Source organism: Neisseria sp. P0014.S009 (genome assembly GCF_051958155.1).
Lineage (GTDB): Bacteria > Pseudomonadota > Gammaproteobacteria > Burkholderiales > Neisseriaceae > Neisseria > Neisseria flavescens_C.
This window is the reverse complement of sequence record NZ_JBQCVS010000005.1, coordinates 25,779-41,728: the sequence shown is the minus strand read 5'-3', so window position 1 is coordinate 41,728 and position 15,950 is coordinate 25,779. Positions and strand designations below refer to the sequence as shown.

General features: G+C 45.1%; 14 protein-coding genes, 1 tRNA gene, 1 pseudogene and 1 riboswitch. Of the genes and pseudogenes, 4 read left to right on the top strand and 12 right to left on the bottom strand.

The window, feature by feature from the left end:
• Positions 1-20: 20 nt before the first annotated feature.
• The gene (locus ACTHS4_RS05365) at positions 21-1,124 is read left to right on the top strand and encodes an anhydro-N-acetylmuramic acid kinase (protein ID WP_371460389.1); all 1,104 of its coding nucleotides are present in this window, start codon (positions 21-23) and stop codon (positions 1,122-1,124) included.
• A gap of 63 nt (positions 1,125-1,187) precedes the next feature.
• Here ACTHS4_RS05365 and ACTHS4_RS05360 read toward each other — a convergent pair whose 3' ends face one another.
• The 9 genes and pseudogenes from ACTHS4_RS05360 to rlmD form a co-directional block, all read right to left on the bottom strand.
• Positions 1,188-2,747 (bottom strand): TerC family protein, encoded by a 1,560-nt coding sequence (locus tag ACTHS4_RS05360; protein WP_070825959.1) that lies wholly within the window; start codon positions 2,745-2,747, stop codon positions 1,188-1,190.
• A 260-nt stretch (positions 2,748-3,007) separates the two neighbouring features.
• Positions 3,008-3,798: pseudogene (locus tag ACTHS4_RS05355) on the bottom strand (fimb protein).
• Between the two features lie 185 nt (positions 3,799-3,983).
• Positions 3,984-4,059: transfer RNA gene (locus ACTHS4_RS05350), tRNA-Asn, on the bottom strand.
• A 98-nt stretch (positions 4,060-4,157) separates the two neighbouring features.
• Entirely contained in the window at positions 4,158-4,517 is a 360-nt protein-coding gene (locus tag ACTHS4_RS05345) for a roadblock/LC7 domain-containing protein (protein ID WP_070825958.1), read from the bottom strand.
• Positions 4,518-4,556: 39 nt separating this feature from the next.
• Positions 4,557-5,198 (bottom strand): peptidase M23, encoded by a 642-nt coding sequence (locus ACTHS4_RS05340; RefSeq protein ID WP_070584884.1) that lies wholly within the window; start codon positions 5,196-5,198, stop codon positions 4,557-4,559.
• A gap of 1 nt (position 5,199) precedes the next feature.
• Complete coding sequence (locus tag ACTHS4_RS05335; protein ID WP_003748733.1) at positions 5,200-5,736, bottom strand: GTP-binding protein; 537 nt, start codon at positions 5,734-5,736, stop codon at positions 5,200-5,202.
• A 10-nt stretch (positions 5,737-5,746) separates the two neighbouring features.
• Positions 5,747-6,850 (bottom strand): response regulator transcription factor, encoded by a 1,104-nt coding sequence (locus tag ACTHS4_RS05330; RefSeq protein ID WP_070460113.1) that lies wholly within the window; start codon positions 6,848-6,850, stop codon positions 5,747-5,749.
• Positions 6,851-6,873: 23 nt separating this feature from the next.
• Positions 6,874-8,349 (bottom strand): 23S rRNA methyltransferase, encoded by a 1,476-nt coding sequence (locus ACTHS4_RS05325; protein WP_070825957.1) that lies wholly within the window; start codon positions 8,347-8,349, stop codon positions 6,874-6,876.
• A 124-nt stretch (positions 8,350-8,473) separates the two neighbouring features.
• Positions 8,474-9,799: a 23S rRNA (uracil(1939)-C(5))-methyltransferase RlmD gene (rlmD, locus tag ACTHS4_RS05320; RefSeq protein WP_070825956.1), complete on the bottom strand. Its 1,326-nt coding sequence runs from the start codon at positions 9,797-9,799 to the stop codon at positions 8,474-8,476.
• A 139-nt stretch (positions 9,800-9,938) separates the two neighbouring features.
• Between rlmD and ACTHS4_RS05315 the strand changes: the two genes are divergently transcribed.
• Positions 9,939-11,000, top strand: a complete 1,062-nt coding sequence (locus tag ACTHS4_RS05315) for a L,D-transpeptidase (protein ID WP_070825955.1) — start codon at positions 9,939-9,941, stop codon at positions 10,998-11,000.
• Between the two features lie 95 nt (positions 11,001-11,095).
• On the opposite strand, the gene queC is transcribed toward ACTHS4_RS05315, so the two are convergent.
• Positions 11,096-11,755, bottom strand: a complete 660-nt coding sequence (queC, locus tag ACTHS4_RS05310) for a 7-cyano-7-deazaguanine synthase QueC (protein WP_070825954.1) — start codon at positions 11,753-11,755, stop codon at positions 11,096-11,098.
• Between the two features lie 3 nt (positions 11,756-11,758).
• A riboswitch (PreQ1 riboswitch) is annotated at positions 11,759-11,804 on the bottom strand.
• Between the two features lie 71 nt (positions 11,805-11,875).
• Here queC and ACTHS4_RS05305 point away from each other — a divergent pair.
• On the top strand, positions 11,876-12,475 hold the full coding sequence (locus ACTHS4_RS05305; protein WP_070712245.1) for a CDP-alcohol phosphatidyltransferase family protein: 600 nt from the start codon (positions 11,876-11,878) through the stop codon (positions 12,473-12,475).
• Positions 12,476-12,615: 140 nt separating this feature from the next.
• Here the strand turns inward: ACTHS4_RS05305 and ACTHS4_RS05300 are convergent, their stop codons facing one another.
• Positions 12,616-14,262 (bottom strand): Pycsar system effector family protein, encoded by a 1,647-nt coding sequence (locus ACTHS4_RS05300; RefSeq protein WP_371460397.1) that lies wholly within the window; start codon positions 14,260-14,262, stop codon positions 12,616-12,618.
• 381 nt (positions 14,263-14,643) lie between these two features.
• The gene (locus ACTHS4_RS05295) at positions 14,644-14,928 is read right to left on the bottom strand and encodes a PepSY domain-containing protein (protein WP_070825952.1); all 285 of its coding nucleotides are present in this window, start codon (positions 14,926-14,928) and stop codon (positions 14,644-14,646) included.
• Positions 14,929-15,159: 231 nt separating this feature from the next.
• On the opposite strand from ACTHS4_RS05295, the gene ACTHS4_RS05290 reads away from it, so the two are divergent.
• A complete protein-coding gene (locus ACTHS4_RS05290; RefSeq protein WP_070825951.1) occupies positions 15,160-15,912 on the top strand; it encodes a PP2C family protein-serine/threonine phosphatase in 753 nt (250 codons plus the stop codon).
• Positions 15,913-15,950 lie beyond the last annotated feature (38 nt).

The window sequence follows — 15,950 nt, the reverse complement described above, 5'->3', positions numbered from 1 at the left end:
CTTCTCTTTCTGTAACCGAAATGCAACCCCAATACTATATCGGCATCATGTCCGGAACCAGCATGGACGGTGCCGATGCCGTACTGATTCAAATGCAGGGCAAGCAATGGCAACGAGCCGTTGCCCACAGCTTTCTACCCTATTCAGACGGCCTGCGCCAAGAATTATTGGCACTGCAAGACATAGGAGAAAATGAATTGCACAGAAGCAATATCCTGGCGCAAACACTCAGCCGCCTATACGCCCAAACCGTCCAACAACTATTGACAGGACAAAACCTGTCGGCCAAAGACATTGCCGCGATCGGCTGCCACGGACAAACCATCCGCCATGCGCCTGAACACGGTTACAGCATTCAACTGGTCAACCTCCCCCTATTAGCCGAACTAACCGGCATTTTCACGGTCGGCGACTTCCGCAGCCGCGATCTTGCCTGCAACGGTCAAGGTGCGCCCCTCGTCCCCGCTTTTCACGAAGCGTTGTTTCAAGATGCGAATGAAACTCGTGCCGTACTCAACATTGGCGGCATTTCCAATATCAGCATTCTTCCACCCGACAGCCCTTCTTTCGGCTTCGATACCGGCCCCGGCAATATGCTGATGGATGCATGGATGCAACATATTTGGCGACAGCCTTACGACAAAAACGGGGAAAAAGCCGCACAAGGCAAAGTCCTCCCAGACCTGCTCGCTTCCCTACTAGACCATCCTTACTTCAGCCGCCCTTATCCGAAAAGTACAGGCCGAGAATTGTTTTCCCTAAGCTGGCTTCAAGGCCGTCTGAAAGGTAATGAAAATCCGGAAGATGTGATACGCACATTGGTCTTTTATACTGCACAAACCATTTTTGATGCGACCAAACAAGCTGCTCCGGCGATTCATAATCTTTATATCTGCGGCGGTGGCATCCGCAATCCGGTTTTGATGCAAGACTTGGAAAACCTGTTTTCTCCCGACACCAAATTACACAGCACAGCCAAGCTCCATCTTGACCCACAATGGGTCGAAGCAGCCGCTTTTGCCTGGCTTGCCGCCTGTTGGTGCAATCAAGTTCCGAGCAATCCCCACCATGCAACCGGCGCACATTCACACCGAATCTTAGGCTCAGGACATTACGGCAACTAAAGTTGAATCAATAAAAAGGCCGTCTGAACATTTTCAGACGGCCTTTACTATATTAGCCTTTACTTATTCTTCTTCCGGCAAACGGTTGATTTTCACACGGGCAATACGTTGTCCGTCCTTCTCAACCACTTCAAAACGCCAACCATGGTAATCGATGAAATCGCCCACATCAGGAATACTTTGCAATTCTTCCATAATCAAGCCGGCAACGGTATGGAAGTCTGCGTCTTCTTCTTGAGCAGGCAGATTTAATTGAGAAGCCAATTCCACATACTCCAATGCACCATCCACAGACAGCGTTTCATCCTGACTGGCCGGAGCAGCTTCTTCTTCCTCACGCTCGAATTCCTCGGGGAATTCACCAGCAATAGTTTCCAACAAATCTTTCATGGTCACCATACCCAACACCGCGCCAAACTCATCCACTACCAACGCATAATCCGCGCTACTTTGACGGAACAATTCAATCGCATTCAACGCCGTCGTACTGTCCGGCAAAATCAACGGTTGGCGCAAGGCCGTCTGAATATTGATTTCTCCCGATTCAAGCAGCTGGTTCAGCAAATCTTTTTTACTGATATAGCCCAAAGGCTCATCTACACCTGCCTTACCGACAACCAACAAACGGCTATACGGCGTATTTTTCAACTGCGCATTTTGTTCTTCCCGACTTTGGGAAATATCCAATTTCTCGATTTCCCGACGTGGAATCATCACCCCCATAATCGGACGCTCCGCCAAAGTCAGCACGCTGCGAATCATGGATTTTTCGTTTTCTTCAAAATGCTCGTCATCACCGCCATTATCGCCTGCTTTTGCCAAAATGCTTTCGCGGATACCCATCATGCCCAACACATTTTCAGCGGTACGCTTACGCCAAGAAGTGCTGATATAGTCATTTTTACGGGCATTCTTTTGCGAAACCTGATTAAACAGTTCGATCAAAATCGAGAAGCCAATCGCCGCATACAAATAGCCTTTCGGAATATGGAAATGGAAGGCTTCTGCAATCAGGCTGAAACCAATCATCAACAAGAAACCCAAACACAACATCACAATGGTTGGATGCTTGTCCACAAAGGCAGTCAACGGTTTGCTGGCAGAAATCATCACCGTCATCGCCACAACAACCGCACCCATTGCCACCACAATATGATCCACCATCGCCACTGCCGTAATAACAGAATCGATAGAGAAAACTGCATCCAAAATCAAGATTTGCGCCACAACGCCCCAAAAAGCAGAATGCTTCTTCTGCCCTTCAGCAACAGCAAATTGATTGTGGCCTTCAAGTCGTTCGTGCAGCTCGGTAGTCGCTTTATAAAGCAGGAAAATACCGCCGGCAAACATAATCATGTCTTTACCGGAAATCTCCAGGCCGCCCAACTCAAACAAAGGACGCGTCAGCGTCATGATGTGCGCCATAAAGCCCAGCATGAAAATCCGAATAACAACGGCCAAACCCAAGCCCGTTATCCGCGCCCTATCACGTTGCGACGGTTTAACCTTGTTTGCCAAAATCGCTACGAAAACAAGGTTATCAATACCTAAAACAACTTCCAAAACCAGAAGCGTGGCAAAGCCTATCCAAGTATGCGGCTCTGCCAACCAACTGAAATCCATAATGACTGTGTTCCTTTAAAATACAAAAAGGCAGCCGTTCCGCTTAAAACGGACAGACTGCCAAAGTTTGGACATAAATAAAGGGAAAGAAGCGGTATAACAACTACTCTGCTCTGCGTCTTTCATGAAAAATTTATGCCTCGATCAACAACAATGGCAAACAGTTTATCAGTTTGACGAAAGAAAGGCAAAATCTGACAGCATATTTTCTTTTAAAAACAGCCTATACCATCACTTACCAGCTTTCAGAAGGCCTTTTCTTACTTGATAAAACCATCAATCGGCGCATAACCCAAGAAATCTGTCTGATCATTCAATATCACAACCCATTCTTTACTTCGTGCACTGGTAAATGGCAAGAAATACAACTCTTTCCCATCATTTCTCAGCGAAGCCTTTTCCAAAATTGAGTCCTCATTCATACCACGGGCTTTTGCCAAAACAAACAACGGTTTCATTGCCTTACGGATTTTCTCACGCTCTTGCTGCGAATCTGGCAACCACCAAGAAGGCCTCATACTCGGTTCAATGCCTTTCAAAGACAAATCTAGGCTTTGGTTAGCTTCGTCCGGGCTCATCGCTTCACGCAACCCAACACGGCGTACGCCAAACCAAGATAAATCCTGCAAATCCTTCGGAGCATGGCTCAAATCATTTACATCAATTTCTGCAGCAGTTACCACATTCATCCTATCGGTTTCGAATGCGGCAACCACTGGACGCGCCAGAGATACGCTGTACAAACCGTAAATTAAAGCAGCCAGCTGAATTATGCCGATTAAGGAAAAATCAATAATCCTCTCTTTAAGTTTCTTGCTCGGACTGGCAAGAATCAAAGTCAGCAACGGGCCGCAAACAATATCTACTGAAATAACCAGTTTATATAAAGCCAATCCGCCTGTCAGCTCAGCATACGGATAAGGATACCAAACTCCAAATCCAACAAAGCGGCCAATCCTGCCAAAATCAAACTAATCAACAAATGCCATGCCGCATTTTTTAATGCAAACCGAAAGCGTGATGAAGAATGTAATTTATGTAAGTTTTCCATCGATGCAACCAAAATATTATTATTTTGCTAGATATTATATTTAGCTTAAAAAATGAGTACGATATTGAAATATATTGAAAAGGCCATCTGAAAACTAATGAATTGAGTACAATCATCTAATATTTTAAAAATACTAATAAATAGATAAAATAAAAACCACCATGCAATATGGTGGTTTTTAAATTTGGCTCCCCGACCTGGGCTCGAACCAGGGACCTGCGGATTAACAGTCCGTCGCTCTACCGACTGAGCTATCGGGGAATTAAAGATGGAATTATATAGAAAATATCAGAAACCTGTCAAGCAACAATCTATATAAAAACAAAAATATTTTTATATCTTTTTAATTTATAAAAATTTTATAAGATTTCAGAAATTTGTTTGGCCGCACGTTTCGCATCCAACAAAATCAAGCCCAATTTACCGCTTTCTTTTGCCATCAATGCCAATACTGCATTTTCACCTGCCTGACTCAACAGAATATAGCCATTTTTACCTTTAACCATTACCTGATCCAACTCACCGCAAGCCAGCTCATGTACGGAACGATTGCCCAATGCCAAAAGCGTTGCCGATATCGCACCTACACGGTCTGCATTCAGGTGGGAAGGCAGCATGGTTGCGATCGGCAGGCCGTCTGTAGAAATAACTGCAGAAGCAGTGATATCAGCAGAGGTATTGTTCAAATCGCTTAATACAGAGATTAATAGTTGTTGCATAGTCGCTCCATTCTAAAATAAATATCGGTCAGGCAAAAATCAACGGCTGCCGTATCGGTGGTACAGCACTTTAACCAAAGTAACAAAAGCCTCTTTATTTAAGTCAGGCATTCCGCCAATTACCAAAATCAGCTTGGTCATGCCAATATACAGAGGGAAAAAGGTCAATTCACTTTGGCCTGAAGGATCACAAATACCCCATGCGCTATTATTGATATGCAGGTTATTGCGAATCAAAAGACGGTGATTGTCTTCCATTTTGGCCACTTCACTCGCCAAAAGACCCAACTCTTCTGCAGCCTCATGATGGAAATTAGCATTGGCAAAATACAAACCATTTTCATCAGCCAATAAAGCTTTGCCAGAATTAGACAACTGTTCCAACAATGTAGGCAATTGCTCGTCAGTCAAATGGATATCGTCTGTACTGATTTCTTCATCACCATACAAAAATTCCAAGCGTTGGAGCCGATACAGCAGGTTCAAAGCAGTATTGATGTCGCTGGTATCCGCCCATGCCAAGATTTTTTCGCTGCTGATGGTTTCAGACGGCTCTGCACGCAACAGGCCATACAATAAAGTTCTGCTGGCACTGGGCGTATCATTTGAAACAGCATAATACGCACCCGCCGGTGTAATCTTAGGATATAAATTTGCTTGTAAAGAAAGTGTCGCTTCCATCTTATACCTCTAATCCGGGGTCAATTGAGAACAACATGGCAGTAACCAATTGTTTTACATCGTCTTCTCGACGCGCATCAATCTCAAAAACCGGGACATTAAAATTATTCTGTGCTAAATATTTTTGATAAACATCCACGCTTGGTAAGGATCGGATATCCATCTTTGTTACCCCTACAACCAGAGGCGCTTTTTTCAGCAACTCCCGGAATGCATCCAAGAAGAATTGCAGGTCTTTCAATGGATTGCTTCTTGTATTATCCAAAAGAAGCACCAAGCCCATACTGCCTTGGCTCAGAATTTCCCACATGAAATTAAAACGCTCCTGACCAGGCGTACCATACAGATGAACCTTGGTTTCCTCATCCAAATGAATGACACCGTAGTCCATCGCCACAGTCGTGTACCCCTTGCGGACAAGTGTCATATCGGATGCGGATGCATCGGTTTGAACTGGTGGTTCATCAGATAAAGCTGAAATTGCAGTGGTTTTACCTACGCCAACAGGACCGGTAAAGATAATTTTATTTTCTTTCATGACGTGTCCTTTACGATTTACCCAGCAACTTACGCATCAGGCGTTGCAACAGGCCGCGAGGTTGTTCTTTCGACGGACCGGCAATTTTTTGAGCCTCTTTGCTCATTGCTGTTTCAGGTACGTCTTTGCTATTCACATCAATCTGTTCATTCAACGAAGGCGTATTGTTCGCATCAGTTGCAAACTCTGTATCTGTTGCCAAAAAGCCTGTCATATATGTTGCCGATAAATAATTTAAAATATCAGGCATTTCTAAAGGCATAACTTTATAGAGGATGTTCAGATTAACAGACGTTTTTGTCAGAAATGCCGACAGACGCATAGATTCCGGAACATGTGCCAAACGGGTTAAGTTTGGCCACCGCTTGAGTGTAAAAACAGTTTGCGGCGTCATCGGATAAATCAGACGGCCTGATGCAGTCCAAATAGCCATTTGCCACAAGCATGACATAATGGTGACTTTGGCTTTTTCTTTCCATTGAGGATTATCAGGAACAGCCTTACACACGACAGCCAAGTTATCGTTCTTACACAATTTCTCCAACTCATTGGCAGTGACTGTCAACAGTACACGCTGAATACTAGGAAACACGATTAATATCGGCTTGCCTTCATGCAAGACGGCAATATCTTGGTGTCCTTGACTGGCAAATTTCAGCGCACCCAACAAGCCTTTATTTGGATTAAATCGGCGAATGGTTGCTTTTCTAGTGCCATCGGAATTTGATTGTCTTTTATTCTCTTCAGCCGCTTGTTGCTCAGACGGCTCAAAAACATTACCGCCTTGAGCCAGGCTGCGCAAAACAGGAAACAAGGTATCAAATTTGACCGGCTTAGCCAAATAAGGAGTCGTTACTGTCGGCAACTCGGAAGAAAACATAGCCACAGGTACTTCCGGATAAGTTTTCTTCGACTCTTTCCAAGCTTCTACACCTGCCGGAGTATCGGTATCAACCAATACCAAATCCGGTTTTTCATCAGAATCAGGGGAAACGATGACGTAATTCGTCGTATTGTGCATTTTAAATGCCATACGGAATACCGCCTGCTGTTGCTCACCCATCTCCTGTAACATAACCCGTATGGTTTTAATTTTTGGTAAATGATTATTCATCACTCGTACTTTCTACGATTATCTTATTTTTTTGAATATTGGTTCATTCGTTGCAAGAGACGACTCATTGCCAAGACAACCTCTTCAGGCAGGCTGACAACACGTTCACGCAACAAGCGCAGAAATTGTTCCAAACGTCCCCAATCTTCAACGCGTTCGTACAAATCAAACAAGATAATGTACAACTGCGATTCTTGAGGATACTGCAAAACAGCCTGTTCCAAAGTACCGATGGCCAAATCCAACTGACCATAGGCCAACAAAGATTCGACTTCTTTCACAGCTTCATCTGCAGGTGAAGAGCTCGCGCTGATGACTGAAGAGTCTTTTTGAACCAACTCACGATATTTGGCTTTCATCTGCAAAGAACTTGGCTGGATATAACCGCGTTTCAAGCCAATCTCTTTAATTTGCTGTTCAGACGGCCCTTTTTCCAAATCATCAAAAATTTCGTGATAACCAAGGCTATAACCCCAACCAAGCATACGTTCTTTTACTTGACGGCCATATTGACCCAAAGAGTGGTAAAGCTTCCACAGATGCTTGGCAAACTGCCCTACTTCTTCATTCTGATAATCCAGACGCAAGGCATCGATAATGAGACCAGCCGGCTTCGCAGAAGTTTGGATTGCTTTGTTGTATTGATGCAAAGCAGTCTCGTAGCTAATCTTGTCTTTCAGGATTTTTGCACTGCGTTCCGGTTTGGCAAAACCAATAACCGCACCCATCTCTTCAGGGCTGATTTCGCCAAAATCTTTCTTGCCTAATACGATAGGCGCACGTTTGCCCATACCTGGCACAAAAATGCGCTCAACCGAATCGTTCTCAAAGGCAATATGCTCGTCGGAAGCAACTTCCAAACCATTTTGTTCGCCAATTTGACGGTCCACTTCCTGCATATTCCAACCGAGATAACGCTCGGCAAAAACACGCAGACGCAGGTTAGTAGAATCCAAAGCCAGACCGGCTTTCAGATATTCAGCTACGCTATCTTCAGAAAGGGAAGTACTATGACGCTCAAGCGTATCCGCCAGCATATCGATATTGCCGACTCGCAGATTCAAACCGATTAATTCATGAACCAGCTTTTCCGGCGCACCGTCTTCCAAAGTATTGAGATAACCAGCCAAAGACTCCGCTGCTTTGCTCTCATAGCCAAACTGTTTATAAACCTGATATTCGGTCAACGGATCGACTTCTTGTGCGGAAACAGAAGTTGTTGCATCGTTTGAGCCGCTTCCACCCCATTCCCAGTCTTGATTATCCGCATTGGAAACAGTCTGGTTGACTTTCTCAATCCAGTCGTTTCCATCCTCAGAGGAGGCTGTATGAGCAGCAGATGTACGGCCGCTTTTTGATGCATGCGCGCTTTGTTTGTCTGAATTGTTACTTTGTTTATGACGAACAAAAACCAACACCAGCAAAAAAAGCACCAGCAAAAAAATAGTTAAAAGTTGATAGTTCAAGAACACCTCCCGGTCTTGTGCTGCAAACTGCATTTATTAACATCTGTTGCTTTACACGCAACTTCAACGTTATTCATTCCCCAAACGAATGATGATAACATGAATGCACTCATTTTTACATTTAAAACCCTACTTACATAAAGGACTTGATACCAATTTACAACTCAAACACACCAATGGATTCAACATGCGAGGTTTGTGCAAACATATTCATGATTCCCGCTGCCTTAAACTTATAGCCCTTATCAACCAAGACCCCGGCATCTCTTGCAAATGTTGATGGATTACACGAAACATACACTATCTTCTGAGGCAAAAACGGCTTGTGTAGCGATTTGACAACAGCATAAGCCCCGTTTCTCGGAGGATCCAGCAACATCTTGTCAAATTGCCCCCACGACTCAACAGTTTTTTCATCGGTATCGAACAAGTCTGCAACAGAAAACGTCATATTCTCGGCACAACGATTCAGGCGTGCATTTTCCCTTGCCCTATCGACCAAATAATCGGCACCTTCAATACCGACAACCGATGCACCACTTTTTGCCAGCGGCAAACTAAAATTGCCCAAACCGCAAAACAAATCGGCAATCCTCTCCCCTTTTTGAGGGTTTAAAAGCCTGACCGCCCTTGCCACCATCACTTCGTTCAATTGCGCATTAATCTGCGTAAAATCACCCGGCTTGTAAGGCATTTCCACATCAAATTGAGCAAAAGTATAGTTCAGGGCAGGCGCGTTCTCAGGGTAAAACGGCAAGGACTCGGCATGATCCTGCAGCCATATTTGCCATGCCTTTTCAGCACCCGACAATATCTTATCAAACCAATTACGCAATTCGCTTAATATTTGTCCAAACGGTTGATTTACGAAACGAATGTTGAATACGGTCACATTTTTTCCGCAATAAAACTCAACAAATTTCACTTTTACACCATCATCATGCAGCTTTTGCAGCAAATTACGGACATCAGGCAATCTATCGGACACATGTTTAGGCAAAATCTGGCAATGGCGGATATTGATAACATCATGGCTTTTTTTGGCCTGAAAACCGAGTTTCAGACGGCCTTGCTTATCCACCGAAACACTTAAACGTGCCCTATCGCGATAATACCAGGAGTAACCATATAAGGGAGGTAAAATTATTTCAGGCTTGACCTTACCTATCCGTTCCAACTGCTCTTCCAAAATCCGTTGCTTTAACGCAACTTGCGCTCCGAAAGAAACATGTTGAAGCGAACAGCCGCCACATGTATCAAAATAGCAACAGGCTGGTTCGACACGTTCGGAAGAAGCCTTCAAAACCTTTTCAACTTGAGCCTCTGCAAACTGTTTTTTCTCTTTATGTATGACAAACGTTACACGCTCCCCAGGCAGTGCACCGCCAATAAATACGGTCTTCCCACCAACTCTGGCAACACCCCTGCCCTCATAATCCAAAGAAAAAACTTCCGTCTCTTGATACCGTTCTTTCACACTCATACCGTTTCCGTCAGACAGCCGCTTACCGGCCGTCTGACTGTCTTCCAATACCGAAAGCGCATATTTTCTCACAAAAACACAGAGTTTCAGGTATCATGCGCCAAAAACTTTCATTTCAAACCCTACAAAAAAAGACGACATGAAAAAAATACTGTTCGGCCTGACCGCCGCCCTTTTAACTTCAGCCGCTGCTGCAAACACACTTATTCCAGACGTCTCCCCCGCCTCTTCCGGACAACACGTCGTTATCAATATTACGCAACAGCGTTTGTTCCTCTACGACAACGGTAAACTGAGCAAAATTTATCCTGTTGCCGTCGGCAAAGCCATGACCCAAACCAATCTGGGCGAACATAAAATAGGCGCAAAAGCCTACAACCCGGTTTGGCATATCCCTAAATCCATCCAAAAAGAACGCAATGACGGAGTTAAAAGCGTACCGGCCGGCCCGAATAACCCGCTGGGCCCGGTATTTGTCCGTCTTGGCGACCCTAAATTAAGCCTTGGCATTCACGGCACCAATGCCCCTGCCAGCGTACCCGGCGTCCGCAGCCATGGTTGCGTGCGCATGAAATCGCCTGACGCATTGGAATTCGCTAAAACCATCGCAACAGGTTCTCCTGCCTCCGTTATCTATCAAATGGCAAGTCTGAACGAAGATGCCAACCAAAACTTGTGGCTAGCTGCCTATCGCGACCCATACGACAAGAAAAACCTTGATGCGGCTGCCCTGAAAAAAAGCATTGCCGCTTGGGCAAAAGCACACGGCAAAACCATTCCTGCCGCGCGTGTGGATGCAATCCTGAAAGGACGCACCGGCGCGGCAAACTGTCTGACCTGCGCCAAAGGCGTGAAACTCAAATCGCCTTTGAAATCTTTGGCATGGACCAGCGGCACGGATGCTTACAGCAAACCTAAAGTCATACCGAAACCGGCTCCGGCTAAAGATGTGGTATTGCCTCAAGGAACTGAAATCGAAGTCGATGCTACCGACGATACCAACAAGGCAGCATCCGAACCGAAACAAAGCGTTCGTCCGACTCCGGTGCAACCGGCAAAACCGGCTGCCAAACCGGCAACCACTCCGGCCAATGCTCCTGCTTCTGCACCTAACGCCGCTTCCGAACCAGCTACTGCCCCAGCCTCTGCTCCTGTGAAAGATGCTCCGGCAAGCAGCGAACCGGCAGATTTACTGTTCTAAGCAGAACAAAATACATAGCCAAAGGCCGTCTGAAATGAATTTTTCAGACGGCCTTTTCGTACAACTGGATATTGGAAATATATACCCCTCTTAATTCAGACGGCCTTTTTACTTTCCAAATATTCTGACAAACCGCGCTCGCGCAAAATACAGCTCGGACATTCATGACAACCACCGACCACGCCGTTATAACAGGTATGCGTGCGCTCGCGAATGTAATCCAACACACCCATTTCATCTGCCAGCGCCCATGTTTGCGCTTTGGTCAAGTACATCAAGGGCGTGTGAATTTGAAAAGCGTAATCCATGGCCAAGTTCAACGTAACATTCATCGACTTGACGAACACATCGCGGCAGTCGGGATAACCAGAAAAATCGGTTTCACACACGCCGGCAATGATATGGCGTATCCCCTGTCCTTTGGCGTAAATAGCGGCATAAAGCAAAAATAAAGCATTGCGTCCATCTACAAATGTATTGGGCAGGCCGTCTGAAGCTGTTTCAATGGACGCCGTATCATCCATCAAGGCATTGTGTGTAATCTGTTGCATCAGGCTCAAATCGAGTACCGTCTGCTTTACACCCAAATCTTGGGCAATCCAACGCGCTCGCTCCAATTCGATGGCGTGGCGTTGCCCATATTGAAAAGTGATGGCCTGCACATTTTCACGGCCATATGTTTGAATTGCCTGAATCAGGCAGGTTGTTGAATCTTGCCCGCCCGAAAAAATAACGAGGGATTGCTGTTTTTCCATTGTAAATTCCTAGTTTTGTTAACGCGGGAGGTTTGCGAACCGCGTGATTTGAAGATTGACGGATTATAACGGATTTCGTCTATAATCACGGCACTTCATTTTCTTTTATATAGCATAATTATGAGCATCTACGCCCTGAAACCAAAATTTCAAAACCTGTTGCGCCCCATTGTTAAGCGACTGTATCAAAAAGGTATTACTGCTAATCAGGTCACTCTGTTTGCCTGCGCTGTTTCCATTTTGATCGGTTTACTTTTAGCATTGTTTGCAGGTGTATCCACATTATTCTGGCTTTTGCCGATCTGGTTGTTTGTCCGCATGGCGCTGAATGCAATGGACGGTATGTTGGCACGGGAGTTCGGCCAGCAATCGGCATTAGGCGGTTATTTGAATGAAATCACCGATATTGCCGCCGATGCTGCTTTGTATCTGCCTTTTGCCTTCATCGCGCCCTTCGGCGGCGTGCAAATCGCCCTGTTTATTTGGCTGGCGGCAATGACCGAGTTTTGTGGCGTTTTGGGACAAGTTCATGGCAACGGCCGTCGTTATGACGGGCCATTCGGCAAAAGCGACCGCGCATTCTTTATCGGCGCATTGGCAGTATGGTATGCAATCGCCGGCAGCTTCCATTCGACTTTCTATATCCTTATGTGGCTGGCCTGCGCGGCATTGGTTTATACCTGCTACAAACGCGTCATCAATGGCTTGAAGGCCGTCTGAAACTTGTCCACGTTCTTGGGTTAATCATCGTTGATTAGCGTATTTAAACCCATCAACCTGTTTTACTGAAAACAAAAAAGGCCGTCTGAAACCATAAACTATCGGTTTCAGACGGCCTTTTATCCATCAGCCGAGATAACTTACTGTTTACCCAACTGACTGTAATCTACCAACATATACTTGGCAGTAATTTTCTGCGAAGCATTACCTTCGTCACCCATCAAAATCATCTGCGGCTTGCCGTTAATGGTAATCGAATCAACAGCTTCAACGTTGGTGATGTGTTGCAGATTAGGCAGAGAGATTTTTTGCGGTTCATCGGTCGGATTACCGCTCCAAGTCCACAGTTGTGAGAATTTCTGTCCATTCTCATCCTTCACTTCATTGGCGATAACGTAGGTTTTCAACACAGGATCATAGTTGAGGGAACGGATACCGCCGCCATCAATATCAATCACGGCCACTTCATCAAACTCAGGCTTGGCATTGCGCTCGAACACATCTTTCGGATTGCTGATAAACGCAACTAAAGCCATATTGTTGAACTCAGGATCACGGAAGCCCAAAACGAGACGTTTTTTCACCGGATCAAACGCCATGCCCTCAATATTGATTTCGTCAAAGGAAACTTCTGCCTTGGTTCGCTCGCGAATCAAATCATGCAGCTTGTGATCAGTTTCCAAAACCTGCGTCAGATTATCGTAGCTGGTCAGCCCCAACACGTTGCCGTCTTGGATTTTAAAGCGCATCAAGTGTTCGCGGTCAGGCGAGCGGTTGCCTTTACGGGTGCGCGAGTGTGAAGTCATCGCGTAGATAAAGCCTTCATCGTCACGCGCCAAAGCCTCCAAGTCGCTGAGACGGCGTTTGAAACCGGTAATCACGCGCGTATCCAATGCCTCGTCTTCCACAAACCTGCCGGTTTTATCAATACTGATGATACTGAACGCATGGTTGGGTTCGTCTTCCGCAATCAGCAACTTGCCGTCCGGAAGCTGTTGTACGGCGGAAGGCTCGTACACACCGTTAAACATATTGATTCCCATCGAACGCAACTCTGCCGCATTGTTGGCCGGCGGTATCAGCAATGACGGCAATGTTTTCACACCGATAAACGCCACCAGTGAAGCCAGCAAGCCCCAGCGAAATACCGCGTAAGACAAATTGATGTATTTGAACTGTTTATCCGCCAACAAACCGAGCCAATAAAGATGGTCGCTCATCTTTTCATAGATTTGTTTACGATCGCCCATAATCTCCTGCATCATTTCCCAATATTGATCTTTTTGCAGTTTCACACGGTCTTCATAAATCAAAATATTGGGTTGGCTGCCGCCAAAAAAGCGCGTTTCGGTACTACTGAGGCGGGTTTTCAAATCCCGCAGCTTAGAACGACCACGGACAAAATCCTTAAACCATGTACGCGCCGCTTGCATTTTACCGATACGTTCCGGCGAAGCGGACAGAAGCGCAAACACGATGGACGCGGCGGCGGTAATCATAAACGTACTGGCCGGAATCAAAAATTCGGGCGACGATGAAAAAATAAACGCGCCCGAAATCATCAGCGCAGAAACAATAAAACCATTCAGCGAAATCATAATATTCGCTTTGGTTGCCGCCAGCGCCAACAATTCCATCTCTGAACGTACGGCGTTGCGGAACATGGTTTCCACGCCCTTATTCGTACCCAACAGATCAGACGCATTCAAATCCTCGGCTTTATTTTTTTTCTTTTTCGCCTTGTCTTTTTTGCGTTTGGGCTTCTTCTCGTTTTTTTCAGACGGCATCTCAGGATGTTCAACCACTTCCTGACCTTCTACCGTTTCCTGAATTTCTACCGCGTCAGCCACAACCTCAACTTCGTTTTCAACAACACCGTTTTGATTACGATCCCAAAAATCAACATCCTGTTGGGATTCAGCAACAGCGCCGTCGTTTAAAGGTTTTTCTTGGTCACCCATCTGCTTCGGCCGACCATCTTCCTTCCAATCATTCAAACTCATATCATGACTCCCAACATCAAACACTTTGAATTAAATGGAAAATAAAAAGCATATTTAGTTCATTTATTTCAGGTAATTTACATGCTGTTTACATTCTTTAAATGCCTAAATAGCAAACTGTCGCAGGACCAAAAGCCCTGCGACAATCCACTTTATATCGAAATATTAATAATCGATGCGTTCTTTAATAATTTTCAAATCAGGGTAAGACAAAACAATGTCGTACTCACGGCCATCTTTAAAAGCCTCGATATCCAACACAGGCTGGCCCCGACGGCTATCGGCGTCAACATCGTGAACTTGATAGCCGCGTTGTTCCAACATTTTTACGGCTTTAGCACGATTTTGCTCGAAGTTTTTGTCGCTGTAGATTTTGTGTTCGATATAATCACTGGCACCGGCAGTAGCGGCAGACAAAGCAACGATAGCGGTCAATAAGAATTTTTTCATGTTTGATTTCCTTTTCAAATGTGTATTCGGGTTTCGATGGATGTATTAAAACATGACAAAATTAGCAGTTAATTAGTACTTGGTTAAACGCAGTAAAGGCCGTCTGAAAACTGTTCAGACGGCCTTTAACCTTAATCATCAAATTTCAAACGTATTACCCAAGTGTAAATCCGGAGGGTTAGAAAAAATGAAAAGCCTGCAATGAATATTCACCCAACAAACAGACAAATCATGAACAAATTTTGCGAAATCACCTTTTGCCAACAAATCGGCAGCAACAAACAACACAACCAAGATGCCCTTTTTAACGGCGAACAAGTGTTTCAATATAAACTCAAGACCGCTGAAACACGCCTTGAAACCCGTCCACGCTTTATCATCGGGATAGCCGACGGCATTTCCAATAGCAACCGTCCCGAAAAAGCCAGCAAATCCGCCATGCACCTATTAAGCCGCACAGCCAAACTCAGCCGTCAAATCATCAATCATGTACAAGCCGCTTTATCTCAAGAGCTGGCAGAGGATTATTTTGGTTCCTCAACCACTTTTGTTGCCACCGAAATCGACCAAACCACCGGCAAAACCAAAATCATCAGCGTAGGCGACAGTCGCGCCTATTTGATTGATACACAAGGAAAATGGAAGCAACTGACCCAAGATCACTCGATACTCTCCGAATTGCTGGATGATTTGTCGGATAAAAAAGAAGAAGAGTTCGCCACCATATATGGCGGCGTTTCTTCTTATCTAGCAGCAGATTATTCCGAATTCCAAGACAAAATGTGCCATATCGAACTTACGCTTAAAGCAGGAGAAAGCCTGCTGCTTTGTTCAGACGGCCTAAGCGACGCTCTTTCAGAAGAAATAAGAGAAAAAATTTGGCAACAATATGATAACGATAAGTCCCGTCTGACTGTATTTCGTAAATTAATTGCGAAACAAAGAGTTTATGATGATATGTCGGTAGTAGTTTGCCGATTGTAGTCTATAATGTTTACCTATTTTTCATACTAAGGGGTATC